This window comes from Micromonospora sp. NPDC047074, assembly GCF_040643815.1.
GTDB lineage: Bacteria > Actinomycetota > Actinomycetes > Mycobacteriales > Micromonosporaceae > Micromonospora.
Genome location: NZ_JBEYVB010000007.1, coordinates 152,405 through 171,391, shown reverse-complemented (window position 1 = coordinate 171,391; position 18,987 = coordinate 152,405). Strand labels below are relative to the sequence as shown.

Here is an 18,987-nt window from a genome sequence, read left to right as displayed (position 1 = left end):
CGACCCGGCGCAGCCCCGGCCGGCCCGCCGGCACCGTCAGTTCGCCCGGTCGATCGCGGCCTGCAACGACTGCCTGTACGAGGTGCTGGTGGCGGTCGCCCCCGAGACGGTGTCCACGTCGGCGCTCTGCCGCTGCACCACCAGCCCGGAGCTGCCGCTGTAGCGGCCGTCGACCTGCTCGCTGCGCTGGTCCGACTGGGCGGTCTCCTCGGGCAGTTCCAGCGCCACGACGTCGACGATCCGCGTACCGGAGAAGGTCACCTGGACCTGGACGTTGCCGTACTCGTTCTCCACGACGGGACCGGTGACGGTGCGGGTCGTGGGGGCGGGCGGCGGCTTGGTGGTGGTGCGCGGGGCGGACGGCGCCCGGCCGGTGGCCCTGGGCCGGGCCGTCGGTGCCCGGGTGGCCGTGCGGCTGGGCCGGGGGGCGGCGGTGGTGCCGGACGGCGCCGGCGCGGCGGAGACGTCGCCCCCGGCCGGGGTCGGACCGGCCGGCGCGGGCACGACCGGCGGGCGGGCGGCCGGCAGGTCCTGGGCGACCTGGTTGGTGCCCGGCGAGCCCTTCAGCACCACCATGGCGGTGGTGCCGGCCGCCAGGCCGGTGATCGCGAGCAGGGCGCGACGCATGGATGCCTTCCTACAGCTCGAACGTGGCGAGGTGGATCTGCCGCCGGGGCACGCCGGCCTGGCGGAGCGCCCGGAGCGACTGCTCGACGAGGCCGGGCGGCCCGCAGAGGTAGACGTCGCGGCGGGCGACGTCGGGCACCAGCCGGCGCAGCCCTTCCGGGCTCATCACCTGGCGGGGGCCGGCGTCGTCACGGGAGCCCACGACGTACCAGACGGAGGTGTCCCGGGCCTCGGCGAGCCAGCCCAGCTCCCGGTGCAGCAGCACGTCGTCCGCGGTGCGGGCGCGGTAGATCAGCGCGGCGCCGGGCGGCAGTTCCTCCAGCATCGCCCGGATCGGGGTGATCCCGCTGCCGCCGGCGATCAGCAGAGCCCGGTCCCGGGTCCGGTGGGCGGCGGTGAAGGTGCCCGACGGCCCCTCCGCCCACACCCGGGTGCCCGGGTCGAGATCCCGCAGGTCGGCGGTGTGCGCGCCGACCACCTTGACCGTGAGCCGTAGCCAGCGGCCGTTGGTGGCGGCGGAGACCGAGAACGGGTGCGACTGCCACCAGCAGCCCGGGGTGAGGAAGCGCCAGCGGAAGAACTGCCCGCCGAGCAGGTCCAGCCGCTCCAGCCGCTCCCCGCTCAGGTAGATCGAGATGGTGTCCCGGTTCTCCGCGACCACCTCGGCGACCCGCAGCCGGTACCGCAGGTTGAACGCGAGCGGCGCGAGCACCCGGCCCCACAGCAGGGCGGCGACCACCAGCGCGTACATCGCGAGCCAACCGGTGCGCACCGGGCCGGGCCGGAAGAGCTGCGCGCCGTTGCTGAACTGGTGGCCGAAACCGAGCAGCAGGACCGCGTAGCTCGACAGGTGCAGGACGTGCCACAGCTCGTAGGGCAGCGCCGTCCGGATGGCACGGACGCTGGTGAGGCCGACCAGCACCAGGATGCCGGCGGCGGCGAACGCGGAGACCATGTCCTCGTAGTCGCGCAGCAGCACCCCGGCCTCGGTGAGCACGGAGTTGTCCTCCAGGCCGGCGTAGCCGACCAGGATCAGCGACACGTGCGCGAGCACCGCGACCAGCAGGGTGGCGCCGACGTCGCGGTGCCACCGGGCGATCCGTTCGCCGCCGATCCAGCGTTCCAGCACCCGCAGGCGGCTCATCATCAGCACCTGCACGAGCAGCAGGTAGCCGGCGACCAGCCCGGTGATCCGGCCGGCGGCGGTGACCGTGGCGGCGGTGCTGCGCAGCGACCCGGCCGGGGTGTCCAGCCACCAGGGCAGCACGCTGGCGAGCAGGCCGACGACGAGCAGCACGGCCATCAGCCGCCGGCCGCCGGGTCCCCGGCGCGGCGGCACCAGCGGGCGTACGTCCCCAGCCGGACGGCCGCCGGACCGGGACGGGGTCGTCCCGGCCCGGCGGCCGGCGGCGTGGGCGCGCGGGTACGTCACGCGTACAGCTTCATCGGGGTGTACTTCTGCCGGGGGAAGATCTTCTCCACCTCCGCGTTGGTGAGCCCGAACCGGCCCTGCGCGACGGCGCCGTAGACGTTGAACATGTTGTTGTACTCGGGCACGTCGCCGGAGTCCAGGTCGTCCAGCCCGTTCCAGGTGCCGAGCAGCGAGCCGGCGAGCTTGCGGCCGGAGAGCACGGTGACCACCCCGCCGTGGCCGTGGTCGGTGCCGCCGCCGTTGGAGGCGACCCGCCGGCCGAACTCGCTGGACACCATGATCGTGACGTCGGCGGACCGCTCCCCCAGGTCGGTGAAGAACGCGGCCATGGCGCCGGCCAGCTCGTTCAGCCGCCGGTGCAGCTGACCGCCGTCGCGGGTGCCCTGGTTCTCGTGGGTGTCGTAGCCGCCCATCCCGACGGTGGCGACCCGGACGTTCGCCCCGCCCTTGATGAGCTGGGCGAGCTGCTGGAACGCGTTGCCGACGCCCCGGTACTCGACCCCCTCGGCCGGCTGGTACGGCTTCGCGGCGAGCCGCTGCGCGGTGGCCAGCGCGCCCAGGCCGTCCTGCACGGCGTCCTGCACCGGGTGGTTGATCCCGGTGAAGAGCCCCTTGATCGCCTTCTCGGTCGCGGCCCGGTACCGGTCGTCGCCGTTGAGCCGCAGCGAGCCGACGTTGTTGAGGGAGAGCGCGCCGTTGGTGCCGACCAGCGACCGGGGCAGCGTGCTGCCGATGCCGACGCTGCGGAACGCGGTGCCCTTGCCGAGCGTGTCGACCAGGCTGTCGAGCCAGCCCCGGCCGCCGGTCTGGCTGGGCAGGCCGCCGAGGTTGCAGGCGTCGGCGGCCTGGAAGTGGCTGCGGGACAGCCGCTCGTCGGAGACCGCCGGGACGAAGCCGAGGTTGCCGCTCTTCAGCCACTTCTCCAGCGGCTTGAACGCGCTGGTGAGCTTGAACCCGCGGCCCACCGCCAGGGAGTCGTCGCCGAGCAGCAGGTCGGGGCGGGCCTTGGCGAGCACCGGGTCGTCCGCCGGGGCGACGAGGCTCAGCCCGTCCAGCCCGCCGTAGAGGAAGACGTGGATCAGGGTGCCGGTCTTGGTGGCCGCGAACGAGGCCGAGGTGGTGACGAACTGGGCGGTGGCGAGCGCGGTGGCCGTGGCGGCGGCGCCGGCCACGAACGTGCGCCGGGTGACGCCGCGTCCGTCCTGCTGGGCCTCCTCCAGGTCCTCCAGCCGCCGGTAGCGGTCGGCCTCGGCGGCGTTCTCGGCGGCCACGATGTCGGCCTCAGCCCGCAGCAGCGCCTCGGCCGGGTCGTCGGCCAGCCGCCGCAGGTCGGGGCATTCGGGGTGCAGGGGGAACGTGTGCACAGTCTTCTCCATCGGATGCCTCACCGGAGGTGGTGCTGGGGGGAAGCGAGGATCGCCCGCGCGACCGCGGTGACGGCCCCGTCGAACGTGGCGTCGACCCGGTCACCGGCCGACACCCCGGCCACGCCGAGGATCAGGGACCGCTCCCTGGCGCTCAGCTTCTGGCCCAGCAGCCGCCGGGCCAGCGCGTCCACGTAGGCGCCCGCCGTGGCCGGCGGCCGGGCCACCAGCTTCTCCGCCGGGGTGTACGTGAAGATGGTGCGCCGGCCGGCGAGCAGCTCGCCCGCCTCGTTCCAGCCGTTGACCATCGTGCCGGCGGAGGTCCACGCCGGATAGACGTCCGGGTAGCCGTCGGGGGTGGGCTGGCCCATCGGGTACTGGCCCAGCTCGCGCATCTTGTCGTGGATCTGGCGCAGCCCCCGGGCGTACGGGGTGCGCCTGCTGTCGCCGTTGTCGTGCTTCGGCGACGCCTCCGGCGACACCCCCAGGGTCCGGTACGTGGCGACCAGGTACTCCATCGGCCGGCGTACCTTCTGGCCCACCGCGGCCCAGAACTCCGAGGAGCTGAACAACGTCATCAGCACCGGCTTGATCCTGCCCTTGTTGGCGCTGTAGGCCTTCGCCAGCCGCTCCACCAGGGACTTCGACGGGGTGTCCGAGACGAACCGGGTGGCCAGGCTCTGTGCCACGTACTTCGCGGTGGAGGCGTGCAGCGCGATGTACGTCAGGTACGCGTCGATGGCCGCCTCGGCCTTCTTCGGGTCCTTCGAGCTGTTGGCGTTGGTGAAGCCGAGGATCTTCACCTTGCCGACGTAGTGCCGCTCGGGGCGGAACACGTACTTGCCGTCGTTGACGCCCCGGCCGGTCTGCAACAGGGCCGCCTGCCGGACGTCCTTCTCGGTGTATCCGCCGTCGACGCCCACCGAGTAGAGCTCCAGGTTCTCCCGGGCCAGGTTCTCGTTGACCGCGTCGGCGCGCGAGTCGTTCTGGTTCAGGTAGAGCAGCAGCGCCGGGTGCCGGTTCGCGGCGAGCAGCATCTCGGGGTAGCTGCCGAGGGCGTGCGCCCGGACGACGTCCCGGTCGAAGGACGCGCGGTACACCTCGCCGCCGTCGAAGTCCGCGGCGACGTGCAGGAAGTCGTTCCAGAAGTCGACCATGACCTCGAAGAGCTGCCGGTCCGACCAGATCTGCCGGGCGACGGTGGCGTCCACCATCTCCTTCTCCGGCTGCGCGCCCCGCTCGTTGAGCTGGTCGCGCTGCTCGCGCAACTGCGCCGTGCTCAGCTTCAGCGTCGGCAGGTCCGCGAGCTTCAGTTCGGCCCTCGTCGGGGCGATCTTGTCGGGATCGAGCTGCCAGCGCAGCCAGCCGTCGATGCCCCGCTCCTTGATCTCGGCGACCACCTGTGGGGTGACGCCGAAGGTGGCCCGGCGGGCCAGGTGCAGGACCGGGTCCTTGGCGAGGACCGTCTTCACGGTCACCTCGGTCGCCTCGGCGGCGGCCGCCGGCCCGGCGAAGGTCCGGCCGCCGGCCGGGGTGTTCTTCTTCAGCACCTCGCCGGCCCGGGAGCCCATGTAGCTCTCGTTCTGCTCGGTGTAGGTGCGCACGGTGCTCGGCTGCTGGCCGCTCGGGCGGGCGGGGGTGCCGTCGGTGGCCGTGGTGCGGGTGGCGTCGCCGGCCGCCGGGTCGTCGCCGAGGAGCTCGCGGATCTGCGGGACCATCGCCAGGGCGGCACCACCGGCGACCACGGCCGCGGTGCCGCCGAGGGCCGCGAGCGCCCTGCGGCGGCGGACCCCACGGCCCGGCTCGTCGTCATCGTCCAGGTTGGGCAGTCCGCCGTCGGCCGGGGCCGTGCCGGCCCGGCGCGCGAAGCCCTCCGGCCCGACCCACTGCGGCCCGCGCGCCGCCGCCGACTGCCCGGGGTGCGCGTACGGCCCCGGGGGCCCGACCGGTTGGCCGTCCTGCCGGCGCGGGGGCGTGTCGTGGCCGTACGGGGAGGGGGCGTGTCCGCCGGTGGCGGGGTACCGGCGCCCGTCCCCACCGCGGTCGTCCCACGGTTGACGTGGTGGCACATTCTGGTCGGCCATGTACCAATCCGTTTCTGCCGCGCCGCGACGACTGGCAACCGGGCACGGGGAAGGGGTGCAGGCGCGGCGACTGGTGCCTGAGGGGGTTGCACCGGAAGGTAGTGAAGCGTCCAGATGCCTTCAAGCAGCACCGGAAGCCCGCACGACGGCACTTAAGACGCCGCTCAGCGCTGGTCGCCGGGGCCGGCCGGGGGCCCGGCCGGGCACGGACCTCACGAGCAGGGCGTACGTGGCACACGCCGGGCCAGACCCGCCGTTGCGGCCGATCCGGCGCAGGGACACCCACCTGCATCGGCACAGGTAAATTTAAGGTTCGGCTAAGCCTGCGCTGAGACGCCCCTCCCCGGCCGGATCTACGGCGTGCGCGGCCGGAGCCCGGTGGGTTCGTACCACCCGCGGGGGACGACGGCGGCATCCGGGCGCGACCGGCCGCGTCGGTGGGGCGCGGCGGCAAAGTGGCAGCAGGAGGAGAGCGTGAGCCGCCGCCCCAGCGGGTATGCCGCCGAACCGCTGAACACGTGAGGGGAAGGCACATGCTCAGCAAAGAGGATCAGCGCAGATTCGAGCAGATCACCCGTCAGCTCCGGGAGAGTGATCCGGCGTTCTTCGCCCGGCTCGACAGCCGGGCCCGGGCCCGCCGTGGGCGATGGCTGATGCTGTTGACCATCGTGCTGTGGGCCTCGCTGCCGGCGATGACCGTGCTGGCCGGGCGGGTGGCCGGGGCCATCTGCGCGGTGGTCCTGGTGGCCAACGCCGCGCTGATGTGGCGGTTCCGCCGCCGCTGGTTGTAGCCCGCGTGCCCCGCGCCACACCCCGGCCGTCACGGCGGGTGCGCGCCAGCCCGCCCGACACCCTGCCGGGCCGTCTCACCGGCCGAAGAGCCGGTACGCCCGTCGCAGCCGTTCGACCAGGCCGGGCCCCCCGATGGCGGGGGCCGGCGCGCCGAGCTGCCGCAGTAGCAGGTCCGGCCCGGTCAGCAGGCTCGGTGGCCGGTCGGGCAACGGGACGGGTGGCAGCCAGAAGCGGTCGACCGCCTCGGCCAACGGCGCCGACGGCAGGCCGGCGAGCGCCCGCGCCGCCCCGACGGGCGGGGTTTCCACGGCGGCGTCACCGTCCCGGGTGGACGGTGTCCCGGCGACGGGGGTGCCCGGCTGGTCGCCGACCGGCCCGGTGCCGGTCGACCGCAGGACACGCAGCCGGTCGAGCAACTCCGCCCGGCCTCGACCCCGCCAGTGCAGCAGCTGGAACGGGTCGGCGTCGAACGCCTCGGCGAGCAGGTAGAAGGTGGCCGCGAGGTGCTTGCAGGGGACGGCGAAGTCGGGGCAGTCGCACCGCTGCCGTAGCTGCGTCACCTCGGCCGGGAAGAGCGGGGCGCCGGTGGCGGCGAACAGCTCCTCCAGCTCCGCGGGCAGGTCGCCGGCGAGCAGCCGGGCACTGAAGAACGCCTGCGCGGCCAACTCCGCCTCGACGCGGGACCAGAGCGCCGCCGGGAACGGGTCCAGCGCGATGCTCACCTCGTACGGCCGCGCGCGGGACCCCTGCACCACGGCGCTGACCGTGCCGGGGGCGATGTCGAGGCTGACGACCTGGCCGGCCCGCGCGTACGACCGCCCGCGGGTCAACCGGGTGCCGAGGGCGAAGGACTCCAGCACCTCCAGGAAGCGCCGGGACCACCAGGAACTGCCGATGGCGCCCCGGGTGCTGCGGGCCCGCAGCCCACCGTCGACCCGGCGCGGCGGGCCGTAGTCGGCGAACCTGCCGGTCGCCTCGGCGCCGCGCTCCGGCTGGCCGGTCACTCCACCACCGCCCCGGCCTCCAGGGTGAACAGTTCACGCAGCTGCGCCGTGGACAGCTCGGTGACCCACTGCTCGCCGGTGCCGACGACCGAGGCGGCGAGGCTGCGCTTGTCGGCGATCAGTGCCGCCACCTTCTCCTCCACCGTGCCGGCGCAGACGAACTTGCGGACCTGCACCCGGCGCCGCTGGCCGATCCGGAACGCCCGGTCGGTGGCCTGGTCCTCGACGGCCGGGTTCCACCACCGGTCGACGTGCACCACGTGGTTGGCCTCGGTGAGGGTGAGCCCGGTGCCGCCGGCCTTGAGCGACAGCACGAAGATCGGCGGCCCCTGCGCGGACTGGAACCGGGTGACCATGGCGTCCCGGTCCGCCTTGCCGACCCCGCCGTGCAGGAAGAGCACCTCCCGGCCGAACCGGGCCGACAGGTGGCCGCGCAGCATGCCGCCGAACTCGGCGTACTGGGTGAAGAGCAGGGCCCGCTCCCCCACCGCGAGGACCTCGTCCAGGATCTCCTCCAGGCGGGCCAGCTTGCCGGAGCGGCCGGCCAGCGCCGAGCCGTCGCGCAACAGCTGCGCCGGGTGGTTGCAGACCTGCTTGAGCCGGGTCATGGCGGCCAGCACGAGCCCGCGCCGCTCGATGCCGTCGCTGGACTCGATCCGCGCCAGCATGTCGTCGACCACCGCCTGGTAGAGCGAGGCCTGCTCGGCGGTGAGGTTGCAGAGCACCTCCATCTCCAGCTTCTCCGGCAGGTCCGAGATGATCGAGGAGTCGGTCTTGAGCCGGCGCAGCACGAACGGCCCGGTGATCCGGCGCAGCCGCTCGGCCGCCTCGGCGTCGCCGTGCCGCTCGATCGGCTCGGCGTACGCCTTCTTGAAGGTCGCCGCGGGGCCCAGCAGGCCGGGATTGGCGAACTGCATGATCGACCAGAGGTCGGCGAGGCGGTTCTCCACCGGCGTGCCGGTGACGGCGATCCGGTGCCGGGCGGGCAGCGCGCGGACCGCCTCGGCCTGCCGGGTGGCGGCGTTCTTGATCGCCTGGGCCTCGTCGACGACCACCCGGTGCCAGTCGATCCCGGCCAGGTCGACCGCGTCCCGGGCCGCGACCGAGTAGGTGGTGAGGACCAGGTCCGCGTCGTGCACGGCCGTGCCGAAGGCCGCTCCCCGCGCCCGTTCCGCGCCGTGGTGCACGTGTACGCGCAGCTCCGGCGTGAACCGTGCCGCCTCGCGCTGCCAGTTGCCCACCAGCGACATCGGGCAGACCAGCAGGGTCGGGCCGGCGTCCGGCGGGTCCCCGGCGAGCAGGGCCAGCAACTGCACCGTCTTGCCCAGCCCCATGTCGTCGGCGAGCACCCCGCCGAGCCCCAGGGACTGGAGGAACGCCAGCCAGGCCAGGCCCCGGCGCTGGTACGGCCGCAGCGTCCCCTGGAACGTGGTCGGCGGGTCCAGCGGGGTGAGCCGCCGCTCCACCGCCCCGGCGAGCAGGTCGCCCAGCGCGCCGTCGGCGCCGACCTCCAGCACCGGCAACGCGTCGGGCTGCTCCGCGTCGGCCAGGCCGAGCCGGAGCAGGTCGGCGACGGTCAGCTCGCCGGAGGAGCGGAGCAGCCGCAGGCCGGCCGCCAGCCGTCTGGGGTCCAGTTCCACCCACTGGCCGCGCAGCCGCACCAGCGGCGTCTTCCGCGCGGCCAGCGCCGCGAGTTCCTCGGCCGTCAGGGGCTGGTCGCCGAGGGCCACCTCCCAGCGGTAGTCGACCAGGGCGTCCAGCCCGACCCCGCCGGCGGCGGTGGCGACGGTGCCCGGGGCGGTGCGGCTGCGGGCCTGCAACCGGGCGCCGAGCCGGGACGACGGGCGCCGCCACCAGGAGGGCAGCAGCACGGCGAACCCGGCGGCGTGCAGCACCGGCGCACCCTCGCGGAGGAACCGGTGCGCCCCCTCGACATCCAGCTCCAGCGCCTCCGGCGTGGCCGTACGCAGGGCGGTGTCCAACTCGGGCCAGAGCCGGCTGGCGCGGCCGAGCTCGGCGAGCAGGGTCTCCTGCGGGTTGCCCCCGGCCAGCCCGGTGACGGTCTCCGGTGCCCGCCAGACCTGCCCGGCGTCCACGTGCAGGCTCGGCTCGTCGGCCGACTGGAGGCCGAACTCCACCCGCCACCACCCGGACCGCTCCACCGTCGCCGTCGGGTCGGCGGGCACCACCAGCAGTTCCTCGACGACCTCGTCGGCCGGCGGCTCGACCAGGCGGAAGCTCGCCCGCACCGCGCCCCCGGCCGCGTCGCGCTGCCAGGCCTCCAGTTCGGCACGGAGCGTCCCCAGCGCCGCCGGGTCGGTGGTGAAGTCCCGCACCGGCCCGGTGAGCGCGGCCAGCCAGGCCGGCACCGCGCCGTTCGGGCGTACGCCCCGGGCCAGCGCGGTCTCCGCCAGCGCCGCCCGGACGGCGGCGTCGGTGAGCGCGTCGAGCGCGTCGGCGACAACCGTCCCCGGCTCGTCGGATCCGGTGTCGGCGCGGGCGGCCGGCGGCAGGGCCAGCGCCAGTGCCCGCGCCCAGGCGGCGTCGGTGCCGGTCAGCAGCGGACGCCACACCGCCCGGGCCTCGGCCCGGTCGCCACCCGCCGGGGACCGGACGGCGCGCCGCGCCCCGGGCCGGGTGGCCACGATGCCGGTGCTGGGCCAGGTGGCCACGACGCCGGTGCCGGGCCGGGTGGCCACGACGCCGGTGCCGGGCCGGGTGGACGCCGCGACGCCGTCGACGGCGGGCCGGGTCGACGCCACAAGCGGCTCGGCGAGGCCGGGCAGGACCCGGCCCCGGGTCACCAGGTCGACCACGAAGCCGGCCAGCTCGGCGAGGTGTCGCAGGGTCGCGCCGGGCACGGCGGTCACCGCGTCGACGCCCCGCAGCAGGGGCAGGGCGGCGTCGGGGGCGTACCAGAGGACGGGGACCCGCCACCCGGCGAGGGTGACGGACCCACGGGCCGGCCCGGTGACGTCGGCGCGGACCAGCTCCGGGGAGTCCAGCGGCCCGCCGACCCGGGTGGGAAGGGTCACCGCCAGCGTGTCGAGGCCGGTCGGCTCGGCCACCCCGGTCAGCGCGGCGGCCAGCGCCGCGTGGTCGGCGGCGAACGGATGTGGCCGCTCCCGGGGCGCCCGGCCGGGGCGGCGCGGCGCGTGGCCCGGCAACGTGCTGTCCTCGGCCCAGACGGCGAGCCCGGCACCCGGGCGCCAGATCCCGTGGACGACCAGCACGCGTCCCCCTCCTCGCGACGACTCGGCGAGGATACCGGGGCGGGCCCGGTCGGCCCGTCGGGCGCACCGCCCCCACACCCGGCACCCTCGGGCGCGGCTGCTGGAGTGACCGCCCGGGGCGGGCCGGCTAGGGTCGCAGCGTGTACGACCTCCTGGTGATCGGCGGCCTCGGCGTCGACGTGCGGGTACGGGTCCCCGCCATCCCGCTGCCCGCCGCCGACTCCGTCACCGTCGACCCGATCGACCTGCGCATCGGCAACACGGGTGCCGGGGTGGCACTCGCCGGGCACGCGCTCGGGCTGCGGGTGGCGGTGGTCGACGTCATCGGCGCCGATCCGGCCGGCGACGTGGTGCGGACGGCGCTGGCCCGCACCACCGTGCACGCCGTGCTGCGCGACGCCCCGGCGGGCACCCGGCGGTCGGTGAACCTGGTCGACCCGGGCGGCCGGCGGATGTCGCTCTACGACGCGCGCCCGTGGCGGGGACCGGCGCCGTTCCCGGCGGCCGAGCTGACCGCGCTGGCCCGGGACGCGGCACACGTGCATCTGTCGATCATGGACTGGACGCTCCCCCTGCTGCCCGCCCTGCGTGCCGGGCTGGCCGACGGGGCCGCCCTCTCCACCGACCTGCACGACTGGGACGGCGCGAACGCCTACCACCGGCCCTTCGCCGAGGTCGCCGACCTGGTCTTCGTCAGCGGGGTGCGGCTGGGCCTGGAGGCCGGGGCGCTCGCCGCCGCGCTGGCGCCCCGCACCGTGCTGGTGACCCACGGCGCGGACGGCGCCGAGGCGCACACGGGCGCGGGCGGCCCGACGCGGGTACCCGTCGCCGAGCCGCCCGCCCCGGTGGTCGACACCAACGGCGCGGGGGACGCCTTCGCGGCGGGCGTGATCGCCGCTCGGCTGCGCGGTGTGCCGACGGCTGACGCCGCGGCGTACGCCGCCCGGGTCGCCGCGGCGGCCTGCACCCACGACGGCATGGAGTATCCGCTCGACCTGCTGCCGCGTCGCTGACCGCACGATTCGCCCGGTACCGTGGCCCCGGCCGTGGGCGCCAGGGCCGTCGCCGGCCCGCCGCGTGCCGCGCCGGTCAGATCGTGCCGGTGGCCCCGTCGGTCAGCTCGCGGAGGATGTCGGCGTGCCCGGCGTGCCGGGCGGTCTCCTCGATCATGTGCACGAGGACCCAGCGCAGCGAGACGTCGCCGAGCTGCGGGTGCGGCACGACGTGGTCGAGGTCGAAGCGCCCGGCGATCTCCCGGGAGCGGGCGCAGGCCTGCTCGTACGTCGTGGCGAGCCGCTCGACGGTGTCCTCGTCGGCGAGCGTGAAGCTGGCCACCGCCTCCTCCTCCGTGCTGAGGTGGACGTCACCCGGGCCGGGGGCGAACAGGCACGGAAACCAGTTCCGCTCGATCAGGGCCAGGTGCTTGACGAGGCCGGCGACGGTGGTGGCCGAGGGCACCAGCCGGCGGGCCGCGTCGGCGTCGGAGAGCCCGCGCAGCTTGCGCAGCACGACGCCCCGGTGGAAGTCGAGGAACGATTCGAGGACGGCCCGTTCGTCGCCTGTACGGGTCAGCAGCGGGCCGAGGTCGGGCTCGATCGCAATCTCTGCCATCCACAGACTCTAGTTCCGGCCCGGCCCGGCCCGCTGCCCCGCTATCCGCTGCGCGGACGGGTCGGGCGGGGCAGGATGGGCGCATGGCAGCAACGGCATTGATTCCACTGGTGGGTGGCGTGGCCGACGGCGAATCCGTCACCGTCGAGCTGGACCCGAACGGCCGCCCGCCGCTGACCCACCACCACCTCGGTGCGAAGGGACTGGCCGAGGCGGAGATCTACGAACTGGAGTCCGTCGACGCCGCGGCCGACCGGTGGTGCTACCGCTGGCGCGGGCCGGCGGTCTGAGGCGGCTCAGCCCACCCCGGTCAGGGTGCGGGCGCGCAGACTGTCCAGCACCGAGCGGGTGACCTGCGAGGTGCCCCGCGCCTCCTCGCACACCTCGGCCACCCGCCGCGCGGTGGCCTCGGCCCGCTGCTCCCGCTCGTCCCAGAGCCGGTCGACCTCCGCCAGCAGCGGGCCCTCGACCTCCCGCTCCACGCCGCGCAGGGCCGGCACGCCGAGCCGCTGGGCCAGGTCGAAGACCTTGCCGGCGTACGGCAGCGGCAGGAACGGCGTGCCGACCATCGCGGCGAAGATCAGGAAGTGCAGCCGCATACCGACGGCCAGGTCGAAGTGGCGCATCAGCCCGAGCACCTGCTGCGGCGAGTAGGTGCCGTGCAGGATCCGGCCCCGCTCGGCGGCGATCATGTGCGACAGCACGCCGTGCGAGTGCCGGATGTCGTCACGCTCCATCGGAACGAAGAGCACGTACGCGTCGATCCGGTGCACCAGGAAGTCGCCGATCTGGGCCAGCAGCCGGTGGTAGCCGTCGACGTCGAGCCGCTCGGCGGCCCGGCCCGGCTCCCGCACGCTCATCCCGACCAGCCGCTTCCCGGCCGGGACGCCCTCCTCGCGGAGCAACTCCGCCGGGAAGTCCGCCGGTTCGAGCAGGAAGGCCGGGTCCGCGGTCACGGTGATCGGGTTGAGCAGCCCCGCCTCCTCCAGCACCATCCGGGACTCCTGGTCCCGCACGGTCACCTGGGTGGCGCCGGCCAGGGTCTCCCGCACCATGCCGGTGTCCACGCTCTCGCTGAGCGGCCCGACGCCCACCGCGTACGTCAGCAGCGGCAGGCCCCGCTCCTGGGCGACCCGGACCACCCGCAGGTAGCGCCGGGCCTCCCGGTCGTAGAGGATGCCGCCGCCGCCCAGGATCAGCACGTCGAGCTGCGCCAGGACCAGCGCCGAGTCGCCCCGGCTGACCCCCTCCCAGGGCACCGCCTCCACGTCGGGATGGGCGACCCGGGTGTGCGCCGGGTTTCGCGAGAAGACGATGATCCGGCCGTTCGGCTCCTGCTCCCGCAGGTCGGCCAAAAGGCCGGTCAGGATCGCCTCGTCACCGAGGTTGCGACCGCCGTACGAGCCGAGCACACCGATGGTCAGTCCGCCACCATGCGTCATCCGTCGCTCCTCCCCAGGTGCGTCCGGGGCGGGTTTCCCGTTGGGCGGGGGAACAGTCCTGGCGCCGCTCAGCCGGGCGGGACGATCCGCTTCGTCATCTGCTGGGCGGCCACCTGGAAGCCGAGGCCGCGGTAGAGGTGGATGGCCACGGTGTTCGAGCCGAAGACGTTCAGCCCCAGCTCCGGCACCCCGAGGGCGGCGAGTTCGGCCTCGATGAGCTGGATCATCCGCCGTCCGTGCCCCTGTCCCCGGTGCCCGGGATGCACCTCGACGTTGTAGATCCAGGCCGTGTCCGGGCCGGCCGGACCGCCGGAGTCGCGGGGCAGCCCGACCCAGATCCACCCCACCTCGACGTCACCCACCCGGGCCACGCGGAGCAGGGCGCCGACGGTGGCGACCCCGTCGGGAAGCGACTCCCGCAGCTGGGTCTCCGCCCGCTCCAGGGCGTCCGCCGGCGTCAGGCCGCGGGCGGTGACGACCGCCTCGGCGTACGACCGCACGTGTGGCTCCCGCAGCCGCGCGAACTCGTCGGCCGTCATCGGTGCCAGTGTCAGCTCCACCACTCCCCCTTGCCGGTTCACCGGTCGGCGTTCCCGACCAGCCGGGACACGAACGCCACGACCACGTCGTCGGGGTCGAACCCGGCGTCGATGGAGGTGCCGAGCAGGTCGAGCAGCAGCCCGTCCATGGCGTAGTGCAGCAGAGCGACCTCGAACGCGCCACCGGGTAATCCGGCTGCGAGGTGGAACGCGACGTCGTCGTGGTAGCCGCGGCGCAGGGTGTCGCCGAGGATCCGGGCCAGGTCGGGGCGGCGGGCCGCCTCCAGCCGCAACTCGATCAGGGCCCGGGTGAGGTCCGGCTGCCGGGTGGTCCGCTCGACGATGTACCGCAGGTAGTCGGTGAACAGCTCCAGCGACGGCTCGCGGGCGGCCAGCTCGGCCACGACCCGCTCGTCCGGGGCGAACCGCTCCATGATCCGCTCACCGAGCGCGCCGAGCAGCGCGTCGCGGGAGCGGAAGTAGTTGGAGGCGGTGCCCGTCGGCACGTCCGCCTCGGCGTCGACCGCCCGATGGGTCAGCCCGCGCGCCCCGGTCGCCGCCAGCACCCGCAGCCCCGCGTCCGCCAGGGCCGCCCGTCGCTCCACGTTTCGCGCCATGCCGCACACCCTAGCAACAACCACGACACGTGTAGTACGTTCATCCACGACACCGGTAGTGATTGGGGATCCCGACCTTGCGCAAGCTCGTGTACTACATCGCCAGCAGCATCGACGGCTTCATCGCCGCCCCCGACGGGTCGCCCGACTTCCTCCGGCTGGACCCCGACGTGGCCGCGCACCTGGCGGCGAACTGGTCGCAGACGCTCCCCACGTTCGCCCACCCGCAGTTCGGCATCGACGAGCCGGCGGGCCGCTTCGACGCCGTGGTGATGGGCCGGGCCACCTACGAACCGGCCCTCAGGATCGGCGTCACCAGCCCGTACGCGCACCTGAGGCAGTACGTCTTCTCCCGCACCCTGCCGCCCGCGACCGCACCGGAGGTGGAGATCGTCTCCACCGACCCGGCGGAGTTCGTCCGCGCACTCAAACGGCAGCCCGGCCGCGACATCTGGCTCTGCGGCGGGGGGCAACTCGCCGGGCAACTCCTGCCCCAGGTCGACGAACTGATCGTCAAGCTCAATCCGTACGTGATCGGCAGCGGTGTCCCGCTCGCCGACCGGGGCTTCGACCCCCGCCGGTTCGACCTGCTGGGCACCCGCCCGTTCGACAGCGGGGTGGTCATCCTGCACTACGCACGCCCCGCCGAAGCCGCGTAGCCGGGCCGCCTCCGTCCGCTTCGCCGCGCCGGCCGTCCACCGGATCCCGGCCTTCGGCGGGCGGGGCCGGCGTCGCCGTCAGCCGGGCGGCGACGCCGGGTGGGTGAGGAAGGGCAGGACGGCCGCGGGCAGCGCCGGCGAGGTGACGATGTCGTAGTGGGTGAGCCCCGGCAGCACGGCCAGCCGGGCCGCCGGCCGGTCGGTGCCGTCCCAGCCGGCGTCCCGGTGCCCGCCACCGAGCAGGCCGAAGAACTCCACCATGTGCGCGGTGCTGACCGAGTCGGCGTCGGCGAAGACCAGCAGCGTGGGCACGGTGAGGGCGGCCACCTCGGCCGACCAGTCGTAGTCGCGGCGCAGCAACTCGCCCGTCTTGGCCCACAGTCGCGGCCAGTCGCCGGGGCGGGGCGCGACGCGCGTGTACGTCTCGTGCGCCGGGGTGCCGCGCATCCGCTCGCCCGCCGCCTCGTCGGGCTCGGGCATGCCCGCCAGCACCTCCGGATACCAGCCCTGCCGCCGGCACGGCGCGGAGACGACGACCAGCCGGCGGATCCGCGACCGGTGCCGGATCGCGAGGCGCAGCGCCACGCCCCCGCCGAGCGAGTAGCCCAGCACGTCGGCCTCGGCCAGGCCGAGGTGGTCGACAAGCGCCGCGACGTCGTCGGCCATCGACTCGTACCGCAGCGGACGGTCGACGTCGGCGGTGCGCCCGTGGCCCTGGAGGTCGACCGCGATCACCCGGCGCCGCGCGGCCAGGGCCGGCAGGATCGCCGCGAACATCTCCACCGACCCGAAGCCGCCGTGCAACAACAGCAGCGGACGGCCGCTGCCGTGCTCCTCGTGCCACAGGCGCAGCCCGCCGACCTCCGCGTAGCTCATTGGCCCATCCAACCCCGGCCGTACGACGTTCGCGGGCGATCGGCTCGTCGCGGGCGCCCCGTCCCGCCGCTCCCGTGAGCTACAGCCGCTTGCGCATCTGGATGGCGGTCGCCTCGAAGCCCAGCTGTTCGTAGAGGGTCCGGGCGGGAAGGTTGAAGCCGAAGACGCTCAGGCCGATCGAGACGACCCCCCACTCCCGGCACCGCTGCTCGACGGCCTGGACCATGGCCCGCCCGTAGCCCTTGCGCCGCAGTTCCGGCCGCACCTCGAAGTCGTAGCCGAAGGCGTGCGCGCCGTCCGACTTCGCTTCGACGTGCAGCCACAGCATGCCGACCTCGTCGTCACCGTCGTAGGCGGCCCACAGGTGGTGACCGGGCGTCGCCAGCCCCTCGGGCAGCAGCTTCGCGTAGTCCTCCGCCGCCTTCTCCCGCGCCTCCGGCAGCGGCATCGCCCCGGAGTCCGCGATGTTCTGCGCGTAGCCTGCTTCCGCCCGCTGCCGGTACCGGAGGTACTGCTCGTCGGTCATCGGCTCAAGTCTCAGCGTCACCCCGACACGGTATGTGGGCTGCCCGAACCAGGCTGCCCGGAAGGCACGAACCGGACTTCACCCGCCCAGCGGTCTTGGTGAAAGGAAGGGCCCCTTGTTAACGCATAGCGTTAACAAGGGGCCCTTCCTTTCACTACAGGCGGCCGACTCCGGCTATCCCGGGCGGACGCACGGGTCGGCGACCGTGCGGATCGGGGTTCGCGCCGTGCGTCCGTCCACTGCGGTCGCGTGCACCGACCAGGTCAGCGACGACGCGCGCAGCCGCCCGACGGTCACCCGGGCGGTCGACCCGTCCACCGTCAGGGCCCGGACCGACGTGCGGCCCCCGGCCGGTGTCCAGCGGACCTCGGCCCCGTCGAGGGTGCCGCTGCCGGTGGCCTGCACCACCAGGCTGTACGTCTCCGAGCCGCACCGCACGTGAGCGGTGGCGGAGATTGTGAAGGGCGCGGCGATCTGCGGTGTGCCGGTCGGCCGGGGCACGGCCGGCGGCCGGGTCGATGCCGGTGGGCTGCCGGGCTCGGCATCGGGCGCGTCGGGCCGGGCGGACCCGTCGCCGTCTCCCGGTACGGCAGCGGTGCCGGACGTCGGATCGACGGCACCGGCCGGCGGTGGCGGGTCGGCGGCCCGACTCCCGGCCGCCGTGACGGTGACGGACGGCAGCGGCACGGCGGCGGCCGGATCGCCGCCCGGTGTTCCGATCGCCTCGGACACCGGCTGACCGGAACCGTCCCGCCCGGCGGTCGGGCGACCGGACGCCAGTACCCAGGTGCCGAGCACGGCGAGCAGGACGAGCAGGGCCGCGCCCGCGGCCATCCGCCGACGACGCCGGCCACGGTCCGCCGGCGGGGTCGTCCGGACGGTGTGTGCGGCACCGCGCCGGACCGCCGCACCGTCGGGGGCGACCGCCACCTGTTCCGGGGTGGCCGCCGAGCCGTCCCGGGCCTCCGTCACGACCGGGGCGGCCATCGGATCGTCCGGCGGCACCGCCACGTGCTCCGGGGCGGGCGCCGGACCGCCCGGGGCCACCGACATGCGGTCCGGGGTGACCGGCCCGTCGGCCGGGGAACGCCCCTCGACCGGCCCGGTGTCTCCCGACCCGGCGGGTTCGTCGGTCGTCGGTGCCAGGTCGGTCGTGACCGCGCCCGCCGGATCGGCTCCCGCGTCGGCCGTCGCGTCACTGGGCGGGTCGGCCGTCGCGTCGCTGGGCGCGTCGGCCGTCGCGTCGCTGGGCGCGTCGGGCGGGCCGCCGGCCGCGTACGCCTCGGCCAGTCTCGGCCACACCATGTCGGCGGCGACGAGGAAGGCCGGTGCCGTGTACGCCGACAGCAGCGCGGCCGGGCTGAGCTGTTCCCGCCGGAGCAGCCCGCACGCCGCGCAGCTCTCGATGTGCCGCGAGACGCGCTTGCGCAGGGTCGGGGTGAGCCGCCCCTGCCAGCCGTCGATCAGGCCGGCGAGGGTCGGGCAGTCCCGCCCTCCGCTGCGGGCCACCAGCAGCGCCCCCAACGCCCGTTCGAGCTGCGAGCGGGCGCGCGACAGGCGGGCGTGCGCGTGGTTCGCGGGCACCCCGAGGGCCATGCCGATGTCGGCGGACGACAGGTCGTGGCGGATGGCCAGGTGGACCACCTCGCGGTCGCCCGGGTTCAGCGCGGCGGCGGCGGTGTGCACCAGGTCGCGTACCTGCGCGGCGTTGACGCCCGTGCCCGGGTCGGCGGCGTCGGAGACGGGCTCGTCCGCCTCGTCCAGCGGCAGCGAGCGGGACCGCTCGCGCAACTGCCGGAGGCACTCGTTGCGCACGATCGCGTACAACCAGGAACGCAGCCGGTCGGGCTCCCGGAGCTGGTCGATGCGCTGGCTGGCGGTGAGGAACGCGTCGTGCACGGCGTCCGCGGCGGCCTCCGGCTCGCGCAGCATCGTCCGGGCGTACGTGTACAGCCGGTCGGCGTACCGCCGGTACATGCCCTCCAGCCCGGCCCGCTCGCCGCGGCGCACCGCCTCGACCAGGGCGATGTCGTCCGGTGCCGCCATGTCCATCCAGTCCCTCGCTCCTCGTCGACCGGTCAATTAGAACCGCGGAGAATTTTTCTTCGAACTTTCTGTTGGCATCCCGACCCCACCTCTCTCCTACCGGTGTCAACGCAAGCGAACAGCGCCAGGGAGAGG

17 protein-coding genes are annotated in these 18,987 nt (G+C 74.8%); 4 read left to right on the top strand and 13 right to left on the bottom strand.

Translation table 11 applies throughout. The annotated features are described in order from the left end of the window. Nucleotides 1-36: 36 nt before the first annotated feature. From ABZ809_RS13530 to ABZ809_RS13515, 4 genes are read right to left on the bottom strand one after another with little or no spacing between them, the layout of a single operon-like run. Entirely contained in the window at nucleotides 37-627 is a 591-nt protein-coding gene (locus ABZ809_RS13530) for an FMN-binding protein (protein ID WP_357562753.1), read from the bottom strand. A 10-nt stretch (nucleotides 628-637) separates the two neighbouring features. Next, the gene (locus ABZ809_RS13525) at nucleotides 638-2,059 is read right to left on the bottom strand and encodes a ferric reductase-like transmembrane domain-containing protein (RefSeq protein WP_357562752.1); all 1,422 of its coding nucleotides are present in this window, start codon (nucleotides 2,057-2,059) and stop codon (nucleotides 638-640) included. Continuing rightward, on the bottom strand, nucleotides 2,056-3,435 hold the full coding sequence (locus ABZ809_RS13520; RefSeq protein ID WP_357562751.1) for a DUF1501 domain-containing protein: 1,380 nt from the start codon (nucleotides 3,433-3,435) through the stop codon (nucleotides 2,056-2,058). Before ABZ809_RS13520 ends, ABZ809_RS13525 begins: the two co-directional genes overlap by 4 nt. An 8-nt stretch (nucleotides 3,436-3,443) precedes the next feature. Next, nucleotides 3,444-5,507, bottom strand: a complete 2,064-nt coding sequence (locus ABZ809_RS13515) for a DUF1800 domain-containing protein (RefSeq protein ID WP_357562750.1) — start codon at nucleotides 5,505-5,507, stop codon at nucleotides 3,444-3,446. Nucleotides 5,508-6,040: 533 nt separating this feature from the next. Here ABZ809_RS13515 and ABZ809_RS13510 point away from each other — a divergent pair. Continuing rightward, on the top strand, nucleotides 6,041-6,298 hold the full coding sequence (locus ABZ809_RS13510; protein ID WP_357562749.1) for a DUF3040 domain-containing protein: 258 nt from the start codon (nucleotides 6,041-6,043) through the stop codon (nucleotides 6,296-6,298). Nucleotides 6,299-6,373: 75 nt separating this feature from the next. Here ABZ809_RS13510 and ABZ809_RS13505 read toward each other — a convergent pair whose 3' ends face one another. Beyond that, on the bottom strand, nucleotides 6,374-7,303 hold the full coding sequence (locus ABZ809_RS13505) for an SWIM zinc finger family protein (protein ID WP_357562748.1): 930 nt from the start codon (nucleotides 7,301-7,303) through the stop codon (nucleotides 6,374-6,376). Beyond that, complete coding sequence (locus ABZ809_RS13500) at nucleotides 7,300-10,536, bottom strand: DEAD/DEAH box helicase (protein ID WP_357562747.1); 3,237 nt, start codon at nucleotides 10,534-10,536, stop codon at nucleotides 7,300-7,302. The genes ABZ809_RS13505 and ABZ809_RS13500 overlap by 4 nt, the downstream gene beginning before the upstream one ends. A gap of 140 nt (nucleotides 10,537-10,676) precedes the next feature. Here ABZ809_RS13500 and ABZ809_RS13495 point away from each other — a divergent pair, with 140 nt between their 5' ends. Then, nucleotides 10,677-11,549, top strand: a complete 873-nt coding sequence (locus tag ABZ809_RS13495) for a PfkB family carbohydrate kinase (RefSeq protein ID WP_357562746.1) — start codon at nucleotides 10,677-10,679, stop codon at nucleotides 11,547-11,549. A 76-nt stretch (nucleotides 11,550-11,625) separates the two neighbouring features. On the opposite strand, the gene ABZ809_RS13490 is transcribed toward ABZ809_RS13495, so the two are convergent. Further along, entirely contained in the window at nucleotides 11,626-12,147 is a 522-nt protein-coding gene (locus ABZ809_RS13490; RefSeq protein WP_357562745.1) for a DinB family protein, read from the bottom strand. Nucleotides 12,148-12,230: 83 nt separating this feature from the next. On the opposite strand from ABZ809_RS13490, the gene ABZ809_RS13485 reads away from it, so the two are divergent. Further along, nucleotides 12,231-12,437, top strand: coding sequence for a hypothetical protein (locus tag ABZ809_RS13485; protein ID WP_357562744.1), 207 nt, complete (start codon nucleotides 12,231-12,233; stop codon nucleotides 12,435-12,437). Nucleotides 12,438-12,443: 6 nt separating this feature from the next. Here ABZ809_RS13485 and ABZ809_RS13480 read toward each other — a convergent pair whose 3' ends face one another. The 3 genes from ABZ809_RS13480 to ABZ809_RS13470 form a co-directional block, all read right to left on the bottom strand. After that, the gene (locus tag ABZ809_RS13480; protein WP_357562743.1) at nucleotides 12,444-13,589 is read right to left on the bottom strand and encodes a polysaccharide pyruvyl transferase family protein; all 1,146 of its coding nucleotides are present in this window, start codon (nucleotides 13,587-13,589) and stop codon (nucleotides 12,444-12,446) included. Between the two features lie 68 nt (nucleotides 13,590-13,657). Then, entirely contained in the window at nucleotides 13,658-14,149 is a 492-nt protein-coding gene (locus ABZ809_RS13475) for an N-acetyltransferase (RefSeq protein ID WP_357562742.1), read from the bottom strand. Between the two features lie 17 nt (nucleotides 14,150-14,166). Continuing rightward, nucleotides 14,167-14,745, bottom strand: a complete 579-nt coding sequence (locus tag ABZ809_RS13470; RefSeq protein ID WP_357562741.1) for a TetR family transcriptional regulator — start codon at nucleotides 14,743-14,745, stop codon at nucleotides 14,167-14,169. A 77-nt stretch (nucleotides 14,746-14,822) separates the two neighbouring features. Between ABZ809_RS13470 and ABZ809_RS13465 the strand changes: the two genes are divergently transcribed. Beyond that, nucleotides 14,823-15,404 (top strand): dihydrofolate reductase family protein, encoded by a 582-nt coding sequence (locus ABZ809_RS13465; protein WP_357562740.1) that lies wholly within the window; start codon nucleotides 14,823-14,825, stop codon nucleotides 15,402-15,404. A 78-nt stretch (nucleotides 15,405-15,482) separates the two neighbouring features. On the opposite strand, the gene ABZ809_RS13460 is transcribed toward ABZ809_RS13465, so the two are convergent. The 3 genes from ABZ809_RS13460 to ABZ809_RS13450 form a co-directional block, all read right to left on the bottom strand. Continuing rightward, nucleotides 15,483-16,280 (bottom strand): alpha/beta hydrolase, encoded by a 798-nt coding sequence (locus ABZ809_RS13460; RefSeq protein WP_357562739.1) that lies wholly within the window; start codon nucleotides 16,278-16,280, stop codon nucleotides 15,483-15,485. Between the two features lie 79 nt (nucleotides 16,281-16,359). Next, a complete protein-coding gene (locus tag ABZ809_RS13455; RefSeq protein WP_357562738.1) occupies nucleotides 16,360-16,827 on the bottom strand; it encodes a GNAT family N-acetyltransferase in 468 nt (155 codons plus the stop codon). Nucleotides 16,828-16,980: 153 nt separating this feature from the next. Further along, the gene (locus ABZ809_RS13450; RefSeq protein WP_357562737.1) at nucleotides 16,981-18,858 is read right to left on the bottom strand and encodes a sigma-70 family RNA polymerase sigma factor; all 1,878 of its coding nucleotides are present in this window, start codon (nucleotides 18,856-18,858) and stop codon (nucleotides 16,981-16,983) included. Nucleotides 18,859-18,987 lie beyond the last annotated feature (129 nt).

Excerpts from the sequence above, each read along its gene's own strand:
- ABZ809_RS13485 (WP_357562744.1), top strand. The coding sequence starts at position 12,231 with ATGGCAGCAACGGCATTGATTCCACTGGTGGGTGGCGTGGCCGACGGC.
- ABZ809_RS13520 (WP_357562751.1), bottom strand. The coding sequence starts at position 3,435 with ATGGAGAAGACTGTGCACACGTTCCCCCTGCACCCCGAATGCCCCGAC.
- ABZ809_RS13480 (WP_357562743.1), bottom strand. The coding sequence starts at position 13,589 with ATGACGCATGGTGGCGGACTGACCATCGGTGTGCTCGGCTCGTACGGC.
- ABZ809_RS13510 (WP_357562749.1), top strand. The coding sequence starts at position 6,041 with ATGCTCAGCAAAGAGGATCAGCGCAGATTCGAGCAGATCACCCGTCAG.
- ABZ809_RS13470 (WP_357562741.1), bottom strand. The coding sequence starts at position 14,745 with ATGGCGCGAAACGTGGAGCGACGGGCGGCCCTGGCGGACGCGGGGCTG.
- ABZ809_RS13450 (WP_357562737.1), bottom strand. The coding sequence starts at position 18,858 with ATGGACATGGCGGCACCGGACGACATCGCCCTGGTCGAGGCGGTGCGC.
- ABZ809_RS13460 (WP_357562739.1), bottom strand. The coding sequence starts at position 16,280 with ATGAGCTACGCGGAGGTCGGCGGGCTGCGCCTGTGGCACGAGGAGCAC.
- ABZ809_RS13490 (WP_357562745.1), bottom strand. The coding sequence starts at position 12,147 with ATGGCAGAGATTGCGATCGAGCCCGACCTCGGCCCGCTGCTGACCCGT.
- ABZ809_RS13515 (WP_357562750.1), bottom strand. The coding sequence starts at position 5,507 with ATGGCCGACCAGAATGTGCCACCACGTCAACCGTGGGACGACCGCGGT.
- ABZ809_RS13530 (WP_357562753.1), bottom strand. The coding sequence starts at position 627 with ATGCGTCGCGCCCTGCTCGCGATCACCGGCCTGGCGGCCGGCACCACC.